Source organism: Streptomyces sp. NPDC002513 (genome assembly GCF_053595355.1).
The window spans coordinates 1-17,288 of sequence record NZ_JBSFXK010000066.1 but is presented as its reverse complement, the minus strand read 5'-3'; the positions used below and the strand labels follow the sequence as shown (position 1 = coordinate 17,288).

Below are 17,288 nucleotides of genomic sequence, written 5' to 3'. Positions count from 1 at the left end.
CCATGCAGTTCGGACGGACCTACGAGGAGTTCGAGGTCGGGGCGACGTACAAGCACTGGCCCGGCAAGACGGTCACCGAGTACGACGACCACCTGTTCTGCCTTCTGACCATGAACCACCACCCGCTCCACATGGACGCGAACTATGCGGAGAAGACGACGGACTTCGGCAAGAACGTCGTCGTGGGCAATTACATCTACTCGCTGCTGCTCGGCATGTCCGTCCCGGACGTCTCCGGCAAGGCGATCGCCAACCTGGAGATCGAGTCGCTCAAGCACGTGGCGCCGACCTTCCACGGCGACACGGTCTACGGCGAGACGACCGTGCTCGACAAGTGGCCGTCGAAGTCGAAGAACGACCGCGGCATCGTCCATGTCGAGACCAAGGGCTACAAGCAGGACGGCACGCTGGTGTGCGTGTTCCGCCGCAAGGTGATGGTGCCGACCGAGACGTACATCAAGGAGCGCGGCGGCGAGCAGCCCGCCCGCCCGTCCGTCTCCCCCCACCCTCAGACGACGCCCCCGCGGGGCGACACCCCGGGTTCCGGGCTGAAGCAGCAGGAGAGGTAGAGATGAGCCGTCTCGCCCAGACCCACGGCCTCACGGACGTCCAGGAGGAGATCCTCTCCACCGTCCGCGACTTCGTGGACAAGGAGATCATCCCGGTCGCGACCGAGCTGGAGCACCGCGACGAGTACCCGCAGCAGATCGTCGACGGCCTCAAGGAGCTGGGCCTGTTCGGTCTGATGATCCCCGAGGAGTACGGGGGCCTGGGCGAGTCGCTCCTGACGTACGCCCTGTGCGTGGAGGAGATCGCCCGCGGCTGGATGTCGGTCTCCGGCATCATCAACACGCACTTCATCGTGGCGTACATGCTCAAGCAGCACGGCACACAGGAGCAGAAGGACCACTTCCTGCCGAGGATGGCCCTCGGTGAGATCCGCGGCGCCTTCTCGATGTCCGAGCCCGCGCTCGGCTCCGATGTGTCGGCGATCACGTCCAAGGCGGTCAAGGACGGCGACGAGTACGTCCTGACCGGCCAGAAGATGTGGCTGACGAACGGCGGCACGTCCTCGCTCGTGGCCGTGCTCGTCCGGAGTGACGAAGGACACCCCGAGGGCACCGCACCGCACAAGTCGATGACGACCTTCCTGGTCGAGAAGGAGCCCGGCTTCGGCGAGGTCCGCCCGGGCCTCACCATCCCCGGGAAGATCGACAAGATGGGTTACAAGGGTGTCGACACCACGGAACTCATCATGGACGGTCTGCGCATTCCGGCCAATCGGGTGCTCGGCGGGGTCACCGGCCGAGGGTTTTACCAAATGATGGACGGCGTCGAGGTCGGCCGGGTGAATGTAGCGGCGCGTGGCTGCGGTGTCGCTCAGCGCGCCTTCGAGCTGGGTGTGTCGTACGCGCAGCAGCGGCACACCTTCGGCAAGCCGATCGCCCAGCACCAGGCCATCCAGTTCAAACTGGCGGAAATGGCCACCAAGGTCGAGGCCGCACATGCCATGATGGTGAACGCAGCTCGCAAAAAGGACTCAGGTCAGCGAAACGACCTCGAGGCGGGCATGGCGAAGTATCTCGCCTCCGAGTACTGCAAGGAAGTCGTGGAGGATGCCTTCCGCATCCACGGTGGCTACGGCTTCTCCAAGGAGTACGAGATCGAGCGCCTCTACCGCGAGGCCCCGATGCTACTGATCGGTGAAGGTACCGCCGAAATCCAGAAAATGATCATCGGCCGCCGACTGCTCGAAGAGTATCGACTGCAAGGCTAGTTGTCCGTCTACGGGGTGTTTTCTTCGCGAAGAAGATCACACCCCGTCAACGCTCTCTACCACCGACTCGGCTTCCTGGCTTGCCGAGTTGCGGTCCACGCCCGGTACGATCGCCGAAAAGCCGCCGTCCCCCGTCGAAGCGCGGCATCATCCGCTACGAAGGTCATCCATGCCCCACAGCCAAACCTCTGCACCACGCGACAGCCTGGCCGGCGTACGCCTCGCGCGCGGAGCATCGCCGTGGCTTCTCCCGACTCTTGCCACCGCAGCACTCAGTCTGGCCCGGGCGCGCCGTTCCGGCACGGCCAAGGCCGTGGCCGTACCCGCCACCGCACTCGCGGCCGGCATGCTGTGGTTCTTCCGCGACCCGGAGCGCGAGATCGCCCAGGGCCTGGTCATCTCGCCCGCCGACGGTGTGGTGCAGAGCATCATGCCGTGGAAGGACGGCCGCACCCGCGTCGCGATCTTCATGAGTCCGCTCAACGTCCATGTGAACCGGGCGCCGCTCGCCGGCACGGTCACCTCGGTCGAGCACATCCCGGGCGGTTTTGTTCCCGCTTTCAACAAGGAGAGCGAGAACAACGAGCGCGTAGTCTGGCATTTCGACACCGAACTCGGCGACATCGAGATGATCCAGATCGCCGGCGCGGTGGCCCGTCGCATCGTGCCCTACATCCCGCAGGGCACGAAGGTCGACCAGGGCGACCGTATCGGTCTGATCCGCTTCGGCTCGCGTGTCGACCTCTACCTGCCACAGGGCGTGGAGGTCGCGGTCGAGGTCGGCCAGAAGACCGTGGCTGGGGTGACTCGTCTTGACCGTGATTGATTCCGATACCAAGGCCGGCTGGGTGCCGGAGGCCGACGAGGCCGACGACGCGGAGGAGATGCCTCTCTCCCTGCGCCTCTCGATAGCGGACACCCTCACCCTCGGCAACGCGACGTGCGGCTTCATGGCGGTGTACTTCACCACCACCGGCATCCTGATCCCGCACCTGACGGGCAACGACGAGTCGACGGGCATGGCCCGGCACAGCGCCGCCACGGCCGTGATCCTGATGCTCTGCGCGGCGGTCTTCGACCTGTTCGACGGCCTGGTCGCCCGTAAGCTCCGTTCGTCGCCCATGGGCGCCGAGCTGGACAACCTCTCGGACCTGATCAGCTTCGGTCTGGCCCCGGCGTACTTCGTCCTGGTCTACGGCATGGTGGCGGACGACGCACACCAGCGGGTGGCCGCGGTCGGAGCGATCGTGGTGCTGCTCGCGGTGGTGCTCAGGCTCGCGAGGTTCTCCTGCGTGACGATGAAGGACGGCATGTTCCAGGGCATGCCCTCACCCTTCGGCGCGCTGACGGTGGTCTCGATCGTCCTCCTGGAGCTGCCGTTCTTCGCCACCCTGCTGGCGATCCTCGGCACCGCGTGGCTGATGGTGAGCCGGGTGGAGTACCCGAAGCCGCGGGGTCCGCTCGCGGGGGCGATGCTGGCCTGGATCGTCCTGTCGATGGGCCTCCTGGCGGCCTGGGCCTTCGACGCCCCGAGCGGCCAGCTGCTCCTCCAGACGGGCTGCGCGCTGCAGCTGGTCATGGGCGCGGTGATCCCGCTCTTCGCGACGGCGCGCCGGGTGAACAACTTCCGCGACAACCGCCGTGAGGCGCGCGCCACGCAGTTGCCGTAACGGCCGCACGACCCCGAAGGGTCCCCGAACCATCCGGTTCGGGGACCCTTCGCGTATGCGGGTTCAGGCCAAGAAGTCCCGGGCGATCCGTTCCGCCACCCGCTCCAGGATCGGCCCCGCGTCCGCGATGCACCGCGCGAGGTCCGGTTCGGCCTCCGTCAGCGGATACGCGCGGCGGATCCCGGCCCGCCCCAGCGCCTCCGGCGGCAGGGCCAGCCGCCCGCACACCGCCACGACCTCCGTGCCGGCCTCACGGGCCGCCGCGGCGACCCCCGCCGGAGCCTTCCCGTGCAGCGTCTGCTCGTCCAGCGAGCCCTCACCCGTGATCACCAGGGAGGCCCGCGCCAGCGCCGGCGCGAAGCCCAGGACCTCCAGCATGACCTCGATACCGGGCCGGAAACGCGCCCCGAGGACCAGCGCGCCGTACCCGATGCCGCCCGCGGCGCCCGCGCCCGGCGACGCCGCGTACTGCGCCGCACCCGGACCGATCGCCCCCTCCAGCATCTTCGCGTAGTGCGCGAGCGCCCTGTCCAGGGCCTCCACGTCGGCCGGTGAGGCGCCCTTCTGCGGACCGTAGACCGCGGGTGCCCCCTTCGGACCGGTCAGCGGGTTGTCCACGTCGCTGGCGAGCACCAGGTCCACCGAGGACAGCCTGGAATCCAGGCCCGACAGATCGGCGCGCGCGAGCCGCGCCAGTCCGCCGCCGCCCGGCGCCACCGGCGCTCCCTCCGCGTCCAGGAACCGCGCCCCGAGCGCGGACAGCATCCCCGCGCCCCCGTCCGTCGTCGCGCTCCCGCCGACCCCGAACACGATCGTCCGCGCCCCGGCGTCTAGCGCGGCCCGCAGCAGCTCCCCGGAGCCGTACGTGGACGCGGTCAGCGGCGCGAAGACCCCGGCGGGCAGCCGCTGGAGCCCGCTCGCCTCGGCCATCTCCACGACCGCGGTGTCACCGCGCAGCGCGAACGCCGCCGTCACCTCCTGGCCGAGGGGGCCTGCGACCCGTACCTCACGCCGCTCGAACCCGGCCGCCACGGCCGCGTCCACGGTCCCGTCGCCCCCGTCGGCCACGGGCAGCGCCTCGACCTCGAGGCCCGGCACGGCTCTGCGCAGCCCCGTGGTCACCCGCGCCGCGACCTGCACGGCCGTCAGCGACCCCTTGAACTTGTCCGCGGCGATGAGCACCCGCTGGGTCCGCTGCGCCGTCCGGGTGTCGTTCACTGCAGCGTCCGCCACCTGCACTCCCCTTGCTCTTCAGGCCTTGCGCACGTCAAGGCAGTCGCGCCGCTGCGACCCTAACCGGAGCACACCGCCACCGCCATGCCCCGTCCGGCTCGCGGAACCCGGCACAACACCGGAGGAATCGGGTAGACAGAAACCATGACCCATGTGGGCACCGAGCTCGCCGACCGGATCCTCGGGGGCTGGCTGGGCCGGATCTCGGGCAACATGCTCGGCAAGCCGGTCGAGCGGGGCGACCTGTGGACGCATGAGCGCATCGACCGCTATCTGCGGGAGGCCTCCGCCCTGCCGCTCACCGACTACCTCCCCGAGCCCGCCACCGAGACCGACCGCCTGGAACTGCGCCCCGAGTGGCGCCAGTGCGTACGCGGACGCGTCCACGGCAGTTGCCGCGACGACGACGTCGACTACGCGATCCTCGGCCTCGACCTGCTGGAGACGCACGGCTTCGGCTTCACCACCGAGCAGGTGGGCGCCCTGTGGCTGCTGCGGTTGCCGTATCTGCAGACGTTCACCGCCGAGCGGGCCGCGTACCGCAATCTCGCGGGCGGTCTCAAGCCGCCGCTCACGGCCACGTACGACAACCCCTACCAGGAGTGGATCGGCGCGCTGATCCGCGCCGACATCCACGGCTGGACCAGCCCGGGTGCCCCGCGCCGGGCCGCCGCGCTGGCCCGCCGGGACGCCGTTCTGTCGCACAGCGGCAACGGGGTCTACGGCGCGATGTTCGCGGCCGCGCTGATCTCGGCGGCGTTCACCGCGCCCACGGTCCGCCGCGCCCTGGACTCGGCGCTGGAGCTGATCCCCGCGAGCAGCCGCCTCGCCCGCACCGTACGCCGGGTTATCTCGCTGCACGAGGCCCGGCTGAGCTGGGAGGAGACGCTCGACACGGTCATGGCGGAGACGGCCGGGCTCGGCTGGCTCCACACCGTCCCGAACGCGGCGGTCATCACCGCCGGACTCCTGTACGGCGACGGCGACTTCACCCGGACCATCGCGCTGACCGTCCGCAGCGGCCTGGACACCGACTCCAACGGCGCCACCGCGGGTTCGGTCGCGGGCGTCCTCAGGGGCGCTCAGGCGATCCCGGCGCAGTGGAAGGACCCCTTGGAGGACACGGTCCGCAGCGCCGTCTTCGGCTTCGACGGCGTCCGTATCAGCGAACTGGCGGACCGGACGCTACGGCTGGCGGAGGCCGACGCCCCGTGAGCCGTACCGCTGCCCGGTCTCCGGCGGCCCCCCCGTCCGCCCGCGGGCCGGCGGGACCGGCGGACCACGTGCCGAAGGGGCGGCCCGGCGGCTGGTTACTCTTCCTGAGTGACCACTCCAGACTTCGCCACGTACATCGCAGGCCTGCCCCGTGTCCTCGCGGGAGCCGCCGTCCTGTTCCGCGACACCGCCGGGCGGGTCCTGCTCGTCGAGCCCAACTACCGTGAGGGCTGGGCGCTTCCGGGCGGCACGATCGAGTCGGACGACGGCGAGACCCCGCGCCAGGGCGCGCGTCGCGAGACGCTGGAGGAGATCGGCCTCGATGTGGAGCCGGGCCGGCTGATCGCCGTGGACTGGGTGCCCGGGACGGCACGGCCGCCGCTGGTGGCGTATCTCTACGACGGCGGAGTCCTCGGCGAGGAGGACCTCAAGGCGATCCGCCTCCAGGAGGAGGAGTTGCTGTCCTGGCGCCTCGTCTCGCGCGAGAAGATCATCGACCATATGCCGGGCGCGCTGGGCCGCCGCGTCCTGGCCGGCCTCGACGTCCTCGACGCGGGCTCGAACACGGCGGAACTGGAGGACGGCCACCGCGTCGGCTGACCCGGGCTCCGGGCTCCGCGCCGGTTGCCCCGGCAGCCTCACCGGTTGACCGTCCCAGGTCTCGAACGTGCGCACGTGTGCGAAGGAGTCGCGCGGGACGGGTTTGAGGGGGGTGCTCCGCAGGCACTCGGGGACTCAGGGACCTGGAGCAGCGTGCCGACGGCGGCGCGCGGTGACGACCAGGAGCCCGAGGAAGCGAACATGCCCGGAACATCGCTGAGCTGGAGTGTCCACACGGCACGGTCGATCCCCACGGAGCTCGAGGACCTGCCGCCCGGCCTGCCCCGCCGCATGTGGTCGCCGATCACGGCGACCCTGATCACGGGCGAGCGCGACGCGGTGCTGGTCGACGCGCTGCTGACCAGGGAGCAGGCCCGCCACCTGGCGGACTGGGTCGCCGCGAGCGGTAAGAACCTCACCACGGTCTTCGTCACCCATGGGCACGGTGACCACTGGTTCGGGCTGGGAACACTGCTCGAACGCTTCCCGCGTGCCCGTGCCGTCGCCACACCGGCCGTGGTGGCACAGATGAAGAAGCACATGGCGCCGGAGTTCGGCGCGTCGTTCTGGAACACGCGCTTCCCCGGCCAGATCCCCGACCCGCTCGTCACGGCTGAGCCGCTGGCCGGCGACCGGCTGGAGTTGGAGGGCGACGGACTCGTCGTGGTGGAACTCGGGCACACCGACACCGACGACACCACCTGCCTGCACGTGCCGTCCATCGGCTTGGTCGTGGCCGGCGACGCCGTCTACAACGATGTCCACCTCTACCTCGCCGAATCGCCCCCCGAGGGCCGCCAAGCCTGGCTCCGCGCCCTGGACACCATCGCCGCGCTGGACCCGCGGGCGGTCGTCGCAGGACACAAGCGCCCGGGCGCCCCCGACTCCCCACGGACCATCGCCGAGACCCGGACGTACCTTCACGACTTCGAGACGGTCGCCGAGCGCACCACAACCGCCCTGGAGCTCTACCGCGGCATGCTGGAACTCCACGCGACCCGGGTCAACCAGGGTGTGCTCTGGGGCTCGGCGAGGTCCGCCAAAGGCTGACCCGAGCACGTTGACCAGCGACGCACTGCCGCTTCGGCGCTGCCGACCGGCGCCTCCGGCATGCGCCGGCGAGATGTGCGGGTTACGATCGCGGAACAGGGCCGCCTTGCAGGCGCCGCCACGGTGCCGCAACTGCGATAACCCCGACGAACCTTACGCATCCGACGGAATTCGATCGTCGATCTCCGCGAAACTCCGGGCCTCAACAGCAAGCAGATCTGCCGGCAGGATCGTCGTGCCCTCTGCGCGAGGGGCGCGCAGGGAGTGGTTGAGGAATGAGAGCTGATGAGAGCTATCCGATTCGCTCACCATGGCGAGCCGTCCGAGGTTCTTGAAACCGACGACGTACCCCTCCCTGAACCTGAGGACGGGCACGTGAGGGTTCGTATTCTGGCGACTCCGGTGAACCCGTCCGATCTCCTGTACGTCCGGGGATACTACGCGGGCGTCGAAGCCCGGTTTCCCGCGCCGGTCGGGTTCGAAGGCGTCGGAGTCGTGGACGCCGTCGGGCCGGGAGTGAAGAACGTGTCCACCGGACAGCGGCTGTCGGTGGTCAATGGCACCGGGGGAAACTGGGCGGAGTATGCCGTCGTCCCCGCGGGTGACCTGTTCCCGGTACCCGACGAGATCCCCGATGAGCAAGTGGCCTCCTTCGTCATCAATCCGGCCTCCGCGATCCTCATGGTCCGCCGGGTGCTGGCGGTCCCCAGAGGTGAGTGGCTCCTCCAGTCCGCGGCAGGGTCCGAACTGGGACGCATGATCATCAGGCTGGCCCAACGCGAGGGCATCCGCACCGTGAACGTCGTCCGCAGACGCGAATCGGCAGCCGAACTGGAACGCCTCGGTGCCGACGCCGTCATCGTGTCCACCGAGGGGCCGATCGACGAACAGGTCCGCGACATCGTGGGGCCCGAAGGCGTCAAGTACGCCCTCGATCCCGTGGTCGGAGAAACCGGAACCCAGATGTTCAAGGCGCTCCACGAGGACGGACGCATGCTGGTGTACGGCTCACTGACGGGCGAGCCGATCCGGGTCGGTGAGGATCCTCGCACCATTCTGGCGGGCCGCCGCATTCTGGAGGTCTACTGGCTCGGCTACTGGCTGCCCCGGCTCACCGACGCGGAACGGCAGCAGTTGGGGGAGGACATCGTGACGCTGATGCGTGAGGGAGTCCTCGAGACCTCCCCCGGACGTACCTACGCTCTCGACGAGATCGGTGACGCCGTGGCCCAGGCGGAGCAGAAGGGCCGGCAGGGGAAGGTGCTCCTCGTACCCGGAAGGGCATAGCGAGGACCGGTCCGGTCTCACCCGGGTCTGGTCCCCGTCCGGCGCCTGCCCGCCGAGCGGTCGGAGAACCAGGAGGTGTGACGTGACGGAGCTGCGCTACGAGGTGCTGGTCTCCGACGGGGTGCGACGTCAACGGTCCATGCGGTTGCCCGACGGAGGCCCGATCGTGTCCTCGCCCCTGGCATCGACGCTGATCCTGGGCGAGACGGACGCGGTCCTGGTCGACCCGCCGTTCACCTTCGGACAGGTGCGCGCGGTCGGCGACTGGATCGAACACTCGGGCAGACGACTGGCTCACATCTACGCCACCCATGGGCACGGCGACCACTGGTTCGGCACCGATCTGCTGATGCGACGTTTCCGCGACGCCGTGCCGTACGCGACCGAGGGCACGATCCGGCTGATGCGCCAGCAGGCGACCAAGGGGCGCGAAGAAACATGGGATGCGGACTTTCCCGGGCTCATTCCGGACAGTCCCGTGGTGTACCAGGTGATTCCCGCGGAGGGGTTCGACCTGGAGGGCCACCGCCTGCTGGCCGTGGAGACCGGCCACACCGACACCGACGACACCACCGTCCTACACGTGCCGTCGATCGGCCTCGTCGTGGCCGGCGATGTCGCGTACAACGGCGTTCACCAGTACCTGCTGGAAAGCGTCGGCGGCGGAATCGAGAAGTGGCTCACCGCACTTGACACCGTCGCGGCGCTGCGCCCGCGCGCGGTCGTCGCGGGACACAAGAACAGAGACCTGCCCGATGACCCGTCGATCCTGGAACAGACCCGCGACTATCTGCTCGATGCACAGCGCCTGTTGGCGGACAGACCGAGTCCGCGTGAGTTCTACGACCAGATGCTGCGGCTCTATCCGGATCGGCTCAATGTGAGCCCGGTCTGGTACAGCGCGCTGGCACTCCTGTCATGAACGGCAGTGACGTGGACGGCGCCCCTGGCGACGGTGTCCGCACCGAGGTCGCGCGCTGGTTCTTCGACGACTACCTGCCGACCTGGGTGGGAGTGGGAAGCGGTGCGATCTCCCGCGGTCCGGAGTTCATCCTGGACTACTGGGCCGTGCCGTTGCACATCAGCACGCCGGCGACCCGGACGTGGCTCCTCGACGGCGACGCCGTCAGCGGCTGGCTGGGGCGCAGCCAGACCGCGTTGCGGGCGCAGGGATATTCCTACACCGCCGTGCCGGACAGGAGGGTGACGGTGTACCACGACGCCGGGGCGGCGATCGACGTGATCTGGTCACGTCGTCGTTCGGACGACAGCGAAATCGAGCGGCTCGCCGTTCATTTCGAGGTGGCCCGGGATTTCGCGGGGTGGCGGGTCGTCGGCATCCAGTACGTGCCGACGACGGCCGATTCCCTGGATGCGGTGTGGCGGACGGGAGGAGCGTGACGTCCCGGGGGCCGGGCACCGGCCCCACGTCGAGCAACCCGCGGCCGTGGCACGCATCCTCACCGCCTTCGTGACCAGGGTCGCGGCCGCACACGAGGTGAACGGCTGATGAGCTTCGAGGAAGTATTCGTGCCCACCGCAGACGCCGTACGCCTGCACGCCTGGGTGTTCCGCCCGCCCACGGGCAACGGCCCCTTTCCGGCGATCACGATGGCGCACGGCTTCGCCGGCGTGAAATACCGTGGCTTGCAGGGCTATGCGGAACGCTTCAGTCGCGCGGGGTTCGTCGTTCTTGTCCACGATCACCGTGGCTTCGGTCTCAGCGGTGGCGAGCCGCGTGGCGACATCGACCCTTGGCAGCAGCTCGCGGACTGGCGACGGGCCGTCTCCTTCCTGGAGACCCTCGACGACGTCGATGTCCATCGGATCGGGATCTGGGGTTCGAGCTATGGCGGCGGCCACTCGATCGTCCTGGCGGCAACCGACAGACGGATCAAAGCCGCAGTCGCACAAGTCCCGACCATCAGCGGCTACGAGCAGGGCCTCCGCCGGGTGCCCCCCGACCGGAAACGGGCGCTCGAGGAGCGGTTCGACGAGGACGAACGCGCTCAACTGGCAGGTCGTCAGCCCGAGTATCAGCTCCTCAACAGCCTCGATGCACAGGTGCAGGCCGCCTACCACTCCCCGGCCATGGACGAGTTCAACGCCCGTTTCCCCCTGCCCGCGGACATCGAAGAACCCGACCACATCACGCTGCGGTCCACGCGCAAGGCACAGATGTACGAGCCTGGGGCATGGGTCGCGCGCGTTTCCCCGACGCCGCTGCTCATGGTCCTGGCGACGGCGGACACGATCACGCTCAGTGACCTCGGCCTCGCCGCGTATGAGCGTGCCCTCCAGCCCAAGCGGCTGGCGATGTACGCCGGTGACCACTTCGACGCCTACGTCGCGGCCTTCGGCACGACGAGTGCCGCCGCCACCGAGTGGTTCCGCGAGCATCTGGCCGGACCGGGATGAGAGTCGACGCCCGCTCAGGGACCGGCGCGCAGCCTTATCCGTTGGCCCTGAGCAGGCAGGCGTCCTACCCTCGGCCTATGAGCAGGCCTCTCGTCGCCATCCTCAGTGGCGCAGGTGTTTCCACCGATTCCGGCATCCCTGACTATCGCGGGCCCAGCGGGCTGTGGCGACGGGATCCGGAGGCCCAGAAGCTCGTCACCTACGCGTACTACATGGCCGATCCGGAGATCCGGCGGCGCTCCTGGCAGATGCGGCGCAAGAACCGGACGCTGAAGGCCGAGCCGAACGCCGCGCACAGGGCCGTGGCCGACCTGGAGCGGTCCGGGGTGCCGGTCCGGGTGATCACACAGAACGTGGACGGGCTGCACCAGCGCGCCGGCCTGCCCGCCCGCAAGGTGCTGGAGCTGCACGGCACCGCGCGCAGTTTCGTCTGTACGAAGTGTCACGCGCGCGGGCCGATGGAGGACGCCCTCGCCCGGGTCGAGGCCGGCGAGGAGGATCCGCCGTGCCTGGAGTGCGGCGGGATCCTGAAGTCGGCGACCGTGATGTTCGGGGAGCGCCTCGACCCGGTCGTCCTCGGTGAGGCGGTCGCCATCAGCAAGGCCTGCCAGGTCTTCATCGCCGTCGGTACGAGCCTCCAGGTCCAGCCCGCCGCCGGACTCGCGGGCCTCGCCGCCGACCACGGCGCCCGGCTGATCATCGTCAACGCCGACCCCACACCGTACGACGACCGGGCCGACGAGATCGTACGTGACCCCATCGGCACCGCACTGCCGGCCCTGCTCGGCACACTGGCCGCTTAGACACGGGCAGCGGTCGCGGAACGCCCTCCCGTCAGAACAGGGCCGTACCGCTCTCGAAGTCCAGCAGGCGCTGCTTACGGTCCAGGCCGCCGCCGTAGCCGGTCAGGCTGCCGTTCGCGCCGACGACGCGATGGCAGGGCACGATGATGCCGATGGGGTTCCGGCCGTTGGCGAGTCCGACCGCGCGTGAGGCGCCCGGGTTGCCGAGGGCGTCGGCCAGTTCACCGTACGAGCGGGTCTCGCCGTAGGGGATCAGCCGTAGCTGCTCCCAGACGCTGCGCTGGAACGGGGTTCCGTCCAGGCGCAGTTCGACGGTGAACTCCTTCAGCTCGCCCGCGAAGTAGGCCGCAAGCTGGTCGGCCGCCTCGCGGAAGGGCGCCTCGCCGAAGGGCGCCTCGTCGCGGTCGCCGAAGGTCTCCTCGGGCGGGCGGTGGCGCTGGTCGGCCATGTACAGGCCGCACAGCACGCCGTCGTCGGCGACGAGGGTGAGCGGGCCGTACGGGCTGTCGATGACGGTGTGCTGCTTCATGGAACGTCCTTACACCGGGAGGAAGTTGATCGGGTGGCTGTCGGTCGCCCACAGGTACTGGACCGCGTACGCCCGCCAGGGCCGCCAGGCCGCCGCGCGGGCCGTGAGCGCCGCCGGGGTGGACGGCAGGCCCAGCTCCTGTGCGGCACGCCGGATACCGAGATCGGTCGGCAGGAACGCGTCGGGGTCGCCGAGGGCTCGCATCGCGATCACATCGACCGTCCAGGGGCCGAAGCCGGGCAGTGAGAGCAGCCGGGCCCGGCTCTCCTCCCAGTCGCTCTCGACACCCAAGTGGAGGGTTCCGTCGGCGAGTTGACGGACCAGCGTGGTGAACGTGGTGCGGCGGGTGCGCGGCATCGCGAGCGACTGCGGATCAAGCGCGGCCAGTGCCTCGGGCGCCGGGAAGAGATGGGTGAGGCCGCCCTCGGGGTCCTCGACCGGTTCGCCGTGCGCGGTGACCAGGCGGGCGGCGTGGGTGCGGGCGGCGGCCGTGGAGACCTGCTGGCCCAGCACGGCCCGTACGGCGAACTCGGCCTCGTCGACGGTGCGCGGCACCCGGCGGCCGGGCGCCTTGTCGACCAGCGGCGCGAGCAGTGGATCCGTACGCAGCAGGTCATCGATCGCGACCGGGTCGGCGTCCAGGTCGAGCATCCGTCGGCAGCGGCTGATGGCGACGGGCAGGTCGCGCAGGTCACTGAGGGTGAGACGGCACGCGATGTGGTCGGGCCGCGGGGTCAGGGCCACGATTCCGTGCCCGAACGGCAGCCGGAGCGTGCGGCGGTAGGCGCCGTCGCGCCACTCCTCCACGCCGGGGACGGCGGTCGCGGCGAGGTGACCGAAGAGGTTGTCGGGGTTGAGCGGGGCCCGGAAGGGCAGGCGCAGGCTCAGGGCTCCGGGGGCGCTCACCGTGTTCCTGGGCAGACGGCCGCGCAGTTCGCCCGGGGAGAGGGCGAAGACCTCGCGGACGGTGTCGTTGAAGGTGCGGATCGAGGAGAAGCCGGCCGCGAACGCGATCTCCGCCATCGGCAGGGGGGTCGTCTCGATGAGCAGCCGGGCGGTCTGGGCGCGCTGGGCCCGGGCCAGGGCAAGGGGTCCCGCGCCCAGCTCGGCGAGGAGCTGGCGCTCGATCTGGCGGGTGCTGTAGCCGAGGCGGCGGGCGAGTCCGGGGACCCCCTCGCGGTCGACGACGCCGTCGGCGATCAGCCGCATGGCGCGAGCGACGAGGTCGGCGCGCTCGTTCCAGGCGGGCGAGCCGGGGCTGGTGTCGGGGCGGCACCGCTTGCACGCCCGGAATCCGGCCTGCTGGCAGGCGGCCGCGCTCGGGTAGAACGTCATGTTCTCCGGTTTCGGCGGCACGACCGGGCAGCTGGGACGGCAGTAGATCCGTGTGGTCAGGACGGCGGTGAAGAACCAGCCGTCGAAGCGCGCGTCCTTGGACTGGACGGCGCGTACGCAGCGCTCCCTGTCGGTGTGCATCCCGTTCCGCATGTCTCCAGCATCGGCCATGGACGGGGGCCGGGCTGGCGGAAATCCGACATGAAGGTGGGCCGACCTGCCGCTCTCCCGATCGCCCCGGGCACCAGGGTCGGGCCGGGCCGTTGATCTGGTGCGCATCATCCCGGTGCACCGCCGCCGACGGGGAGGGTGAGCAGGGCGACGAGGCCGCGCTTGAGGAAGTCGTTGAGTCCCTCACGAATTCCGGGTTCATGGAGTGGCCAGCTGACGGCTGCCTCCTCGGCGAAGGCCATCCATGCCTGAGCGATGGCGGCCAGGTGGGGCCTGTCGGGCAGGCCGGCACGGCGGTGGTATTCCAGGACTCGGTCGGCAAGTGTTCTGCGGGTCTCGTCGACGATGTCCCGGACCGCCGGGTTGTTGACGGGGGCACCTCGGACGAGGGAGAGGTAGCCGGTGCGGTTCCCCAGCACGTGATCGACGAAGCCGGTCATGGCGGCATCGAGCCACGCTTCCGCATCCAGCGAGGGGTCGGGGGCGGTGGCGGCGATCAGCTCATCGCACGCCGTGCGGACGATGGCCTGGTGGAATTCCCGTTTGTTCGCGAAGTAGTGGAAGAGCAGGCCGCGGGAGATCCCTGCCCGGCGGGCGACCTCATCGGTGGACAGCTCGTCCAGGGACTGTTCGGTGAGCATCTGCAGCCCGATGCTCACCAGCTGCGCCCGGCGTTCTTCGGGGTGGAGACGGGTGGCTCGTTTGTCGGGCATGGTCACCGGTCCGGAGTGGGTGGGCGGGATGATCACCGGCTGTGGTCATCGTGCGGGGTGCGGTCCGGCTGGTGCCCCGACAGGCAACGCAGCCGGGTCACCCGGGGGAATCTCGCTCCCGGGTGACCCGATCACCGGGTGGTCAGGCATCGTCCGATGTCCTGTCGGTATGTCCTGAAGGGGCGGCTGCCAGACGCGCTCGTCGCTCCTCTCACCGTTTGTGGGCCGCCAGGTGTTCCCGGATGAGAGGGATGACCTGGTCGGGCACCTCCTCCGGCAGCCAGTGGCTGGCCCCCTCGAGGATTTCGAAGCGGTACGGAGCGTCGATGAAGTCCTTGGTGTTCTGTGCTGCTTCGCGGCCCAGGGCGCCGTCCTCGCTTCCCCAGATGTACAGGGTGGGGACGGCGATGCGGCCGGCGGGGACCGTGAAATCGTCGTCGACGGCGCGGTACCAGTTCAGGGTGGGAGTGAGCGCCCCGGGCTCGGACAGACGGCGGACGTTGTCCTCAACCAGGTGCTCCGGGATGCGGTTGTCATAGGCGCGGCGCAGCCGGGCCCCGCCGTCGGCGAGCAGGGCCGCTTCGGCGACGTGGCCGGGCTGACGGAAGAAGCGCACGTAGTCGAGGCGGTGATACTGCCCCTCATCGGCCGCCGCAGCCCCGTTCAGTGCGCGGGGGTGGGGGGTGGCGAGCACGGTCAGGGACCTCAGACGCCCGGGGTGGGCGGTGGCCAGGGCCCAGGCGACCATTCCGCCCCAGTCGTGGGCGACAAGGTGGAACCGGTCCGCGCCCTGCGCGTCGGCGAACGCCAGCGCGTCCTCCACCAGGTGGTCCACGAAGTAGTCGGAGATCTCTGTCGGGCGGGCTCCGGGCGAGTAGCCGCGCTGGTCGACGGCGACGGCCCGGTACCCGGACTCGGCGAGAGCGTGCAGCTCCTCGGTCCAGGAGCTGGCGAACTCGGGCCAGCCGTGCAGAAGCAGGACGAACTCGCCGTCGCGCGGACCGGCGGCAAGGGCGTCGTATCGGTACGGACCGACGTCGATCGTCAGTTCTTCCAAGCTGCGCCGGGGTGCGGCCATGAGGATTCCTCCTGGTCAGCGCGGTCGGGCAGGACCCATGCCGCTTATTGAGCTGTGCTCAACAAGCAGCTTAGACCCGCATCCGCGTGTGCCGCTCAACAGGCGGACGCGGCCCCCGGCCACGCGGGACGGCTGCTGCTGGTGGGCATGTCCCAGGACCCGTCGATGTCGGCTACGTGCCTCCGACCGGCCCGCCGTCCTTCAAGACCCTCTGGATCCTTCGGCCCCTGGCCCGCTCAGCTCTTCCTGCCGGCGCCCCGCCCTTTCTTCTTGCGCTTCTTGGTCGGCTCGGCTGCCGCCGCCCAGGGGTCCGGAGGCGCTCCCTCGGGTGCCTGGTGTTCCAGCTCTCGCCTGACCTGGGCCAGTTCGCGGCGTGTCTGCCCACTGACGTGCGGGTACTGGGGGGCGATGTCGATCAAGGTGTGTGCCAGTACCGCACTCGCGCACAGGCGTGCGAACCACTTGTGATCGGCAGGTACCACGTACCAGGGCGCCCAGTCCGTGCTGGTGGCGGACAGCATCTGTGAGAACGCCCGCTGGTAGTCGTCCCACCGGGCGCGTTCGCGGACGTCGGCCGACGAAAACTTCCAGTTCCGCTCGGGAACGTCTATCCGCTTCAGGAAACGGACACGCTGCTCTTCCCACGACAGGTTCAGGAACAGCTTCACGATCCTGAAACCGTTGTCGGTCAGGTAGCGCTCCCAGTCGTTGATCTCTCGGTAGCGTCTCTCCCACACAGTCGGGCCGCCTGCCGCGTCAGGCAGCTTCTCGCGTCGCAGGTATTCCGGATGCACGCGCACCACCAGCACTTCTTCGTAGTGGGAGCGGTTGAAGATGCCGATCTCTCCGCGCTGGGGCAGATGACAGACATGGCGCCACAGGTAGTCATGGTCGAGCTCCTCGTCCGAGGGCACCTTGAAGCTGACCACGCGCACCCCCTGCGGGTTGACGCCGCTCATGACATGACGGATGGTTCCGTCCTTGCCACCGGCATCCAGTGACTGCAGACACACAAGGACCCCGTAGGTGTCCTGGGCCGCCAGTCGGCGCTGATAGTCGGCCAGCAGCTCGATACCGCTGCGGAGCAGCTCGACGCCCTCCTTCTTCTTACGAATACCCGCCTTGAAGCCAGGGTCGAAATCCTTCGGCAGACGCACCTTGGTTCCAGGCTCGACCCTCAGAGGGCTGATGAACTCTGCTATGCGCTCGGCTCTGTCATCACCATCGCCCATTCGTCCCTTCTCCTTTCATCCCCCGGTCCACCGATCCCCCTCTGCGCCCATTTCGCCTCGTCAGCAGCATTCATCAGGGCAGTGAGGTCTTCTCAGCAACGTGATGGTTGCGGTGCGTGATCGCCCAGCGTGCGCGGGGTGGTGACCCGGCGTCAGGTATGCGTGAAGCCCCTGATA

The 17,288-nt window shown here is 69.4% G+C and carries 18 protein-coding genes; 12 read left to right on the top strand and 6 right to left on the bottom strand.

What is annotated here, in order from left to right; genetic code table 11:
* Positions 1–2 precede the first annotated feature (2 nt).
* The 4 genes from ACWD5Q_RS30075 (at position 3) to pssA (ending at position 3,447) form a co-directional block, all read left to right on the top strand.
* On the top strand, positions 3–569 hold the full coding sequence (locus ACWD5Q_RS30075) for a MaoC family dehydratase (protein WP_451430217.1): 567 nt from the start codon (positions 3–5) through the stop codon (positions 567–569).
* Positions 570–571: 2 nt separating this feature from the next.
* A complete protein-coding gene (locus ACWD5Q_RS30070) occupies positions 572–1,777 on the top strand; it encodes an acyl-CoA dehydrogenase family protein (protein ID WP_451430216.1) in 1,206 nt (401 codons plus the stop codon).
* Between the two features lie 169 nt (positions 1,778–1,946).
* Positions 1,947–2,603: a phosphatidylserine decarboxylase gene (locus ACWD5Q_RS30065; RefSeq protein WP_451430233.1), complete on the top strand. Its 657-nt coding sequence runs from the start codon at positions 1,947–1,949 to the stop codon at positions 2,601–2,603.
* A 22-nt stretch (positions 2,604–2,625) separates the two neighbouring features.
* Positions 2,626–3,447 (top strand): CDP-diacylglycerol--serine O-phosphatidyltransferase, encoded by an 822-nt coding sequence (gene pssA / locus ACWD5Q_RS30060; RefSeq protein ID WP_451430232.1) that lies wholly within the window; start codon positions 2,626–2,628, stop codon positions 3,445–3,447.
* 63 nt (positions 3,448–3,510) lie between these two features.
* Here the strand turns inward: pssA and ACWD5Q_RS30055 are convergent, their stop codons facing one another.
* On the bottom strand, positions 3,511–4,629 hold the full coding sequence (locus ACWD5Q_RS30055; protein WP_451430231.1) for a glycerate kinase: 1,119 nt from the start codon (positions 4,627–4,629) through the stop codon (positions 3,511–3,513).
* Between the two features lie 195 nt (positions 4,630–4,824).
* Here ACWD5Q_RS30055 and ACWD5Q_RS30050 point away from each other — a divergent pair, with 195 nt between their 5' ends.
* The 8 genes from ACWD5Q_RS30050 to ACWD5Q_RS30015 all read left to right on the top strand — a co-directional run bounded on the left by ACWD5Q_RS30050 (position 4,825) and on the right by ACWD5Q_RS30015 (position 12,053).
* A complete protein-coding gene (locus ACWD5Q_RS30050; RefSeq protein WP_451430215.1) occupies positions 4,825–5,895 on the top strand; it encodes an ADP-ribosylglycohydrolase family protein in 1,071 nt (356 codons plus the stop codon).
* 108 nt (positions 5,896–6,003) lie between these two features.
* Positions 6,004–6,495, top strand: a complete 492-nt coding sequence (locus ACWD5Q_RS30045; RefSeq protein WP_451430214.1) for an NUDIX domain-containing protein — start codon at positions 6,004–6,006, stop codon at positions 6,493–6,495.
* 201 nt (positions 6,496–6,696) lie between these two features.
* Positions 6,697–7,545, top strand: coding sequence for an MBL fold metallo-hydrolase (locus tag ACWD5Q_RS30040; RefSeq protein ID WP_451430213.1), 849 nt, complete (start codon positions 6,697–6,699; stop codon positions 7,543–7,545).
* Between the two features lie 375 nt (positions 7,546–7,920).
* Entirely contained in the window at positions 7,921–8,832 is a 912-nt protein-coding gene (locus ACWD5Q_RS30035; RefSeq protein WP_451430212.1) for a zinc-dependent alcohol dehydrogenase family protein, read from the top strand.
* Between the two features lie 82 nt (positions 8,833–8,914).
* Positions 8,915–9,754 (top strand): MBL fold metallo-hydrolase, encoded by an 840-nt coding sequence (locus tag ACWD5Q_RS30030; RefSeq protein ID WP_451430211.1) that lies wholly within the window; start codon positions 8,915–8,917, stop codon positions 9,752–9,754.
* Positions 9,751–10,233 (top strand): DUF6841 family protein, encoded by a 483-nt coding sequence (locus ACWD5Q_RS30025; protein WP_451430210.1) that lies wholly within the window; start codon positions 9,751–9,753, stop codon positions 10,231–10,233. The genes ACWD5Q_RS30030 and ACWD5Q_RS30025 overlap by 4 nt, the downstream gene beginning before the upstream one ends.
* A gap of 108 nt (positions 10,234–10,341) precedes the next feature.
* Positions 10,342–11,250 (top strand): alpha/beta hydrolase, encoded by a 909-nt coding sequence (locus ACWD5Q_RS30020; protein ID WP_451430209.1) that lies wholly within the window; start codon positions 10,342–10,344, stop codon positions 11,248–11,250.
* A gap of 77 nt (positions 11,251–11,327) precedes the next feature.
* A complete protein-coding gene (locus ACWD5Q_RS30015; protein ID WP_451430208.1) occupies positions 11,328–12,053 on the top strand; it encodes an SIR2 family NAD-dependent protein deacylase in 726 nt (241 codons plus the stop codon).
* Between the two features lie 31 nt (positions 12,054–12,084).
* Here the strand turns inward: ACWD5Q_RS30015 and ACWD5Q_RS30010 are convergent, their stop codons facing one another.
* The 5 genes from ACWD5Q_RS30010 to ACWD5Q_RS29990 form a co-directional block, all read right to left on the bottom strand.
* Positions 12,085–12,582: a methylated-DNA--[protein]-cysteine S-methyltransferase gene (locus ACWD5Q_RS30010; protein ID WP_451430207.1), complete on the bottom strand. Its 498-nt coding sequence runs from the start codon at positions 12,580–12,582 to the stop codon at positions 12,085–12,087.
* A gap of 9 nt (positions 12,583–12,591) precedes the next feature.
* Positions 12,592–14,070 carry an AlkA N-terminal domain-containing protein gene (locus ACWD5Q_RS30005; RefSeq protein WP_451430206.1) on the bottom strand — a complete coding sequence of 493 codons (1,479 nt, stop codon included), beginning with the start codon at positions 14,068–14,070 and terminating at the stop codon, positions 12,592–12,594.
* Between the two features lie 125 nt (positions 14,071–14,195).
* Entirely contained in the window at positions 14,196–14,801 is a 606-nt protein-coding gene (locus ACWD5Q_RS30000) for a TetR/AcrR family transcriptional regulator (protein ID WP_451430205.1), read from the bottom strand.
* Between the two features lie 211 nt (positions 14,802–15,012).
* Positions 15,013–15,879, bottom strand: a complete 867-nt coding sequence (locus ACWD5Q_RS29995; RefSeq protein WP_451430204.1) for an alpha/beta fold hydrolase — start codon at positions 15,877–15,879, stop codon at positions 15,013–15,015.
* Between the two features lie 236 nt (positions 15,880–16,115).
* Complete coding sequence (locus ACWD5Q_RS29990) at positions 16,116–17,111, bottom strand: polyphosphate kinase 2 family protein (RefSeq protein ID WP_451430203.1); 996 nt, start codon at positions 17,109–17,111, stop codon at positions 16,116–16,118.
* Between the last annotated feature and the right edge of the window lie 177 nt (positions 17,112–17,288).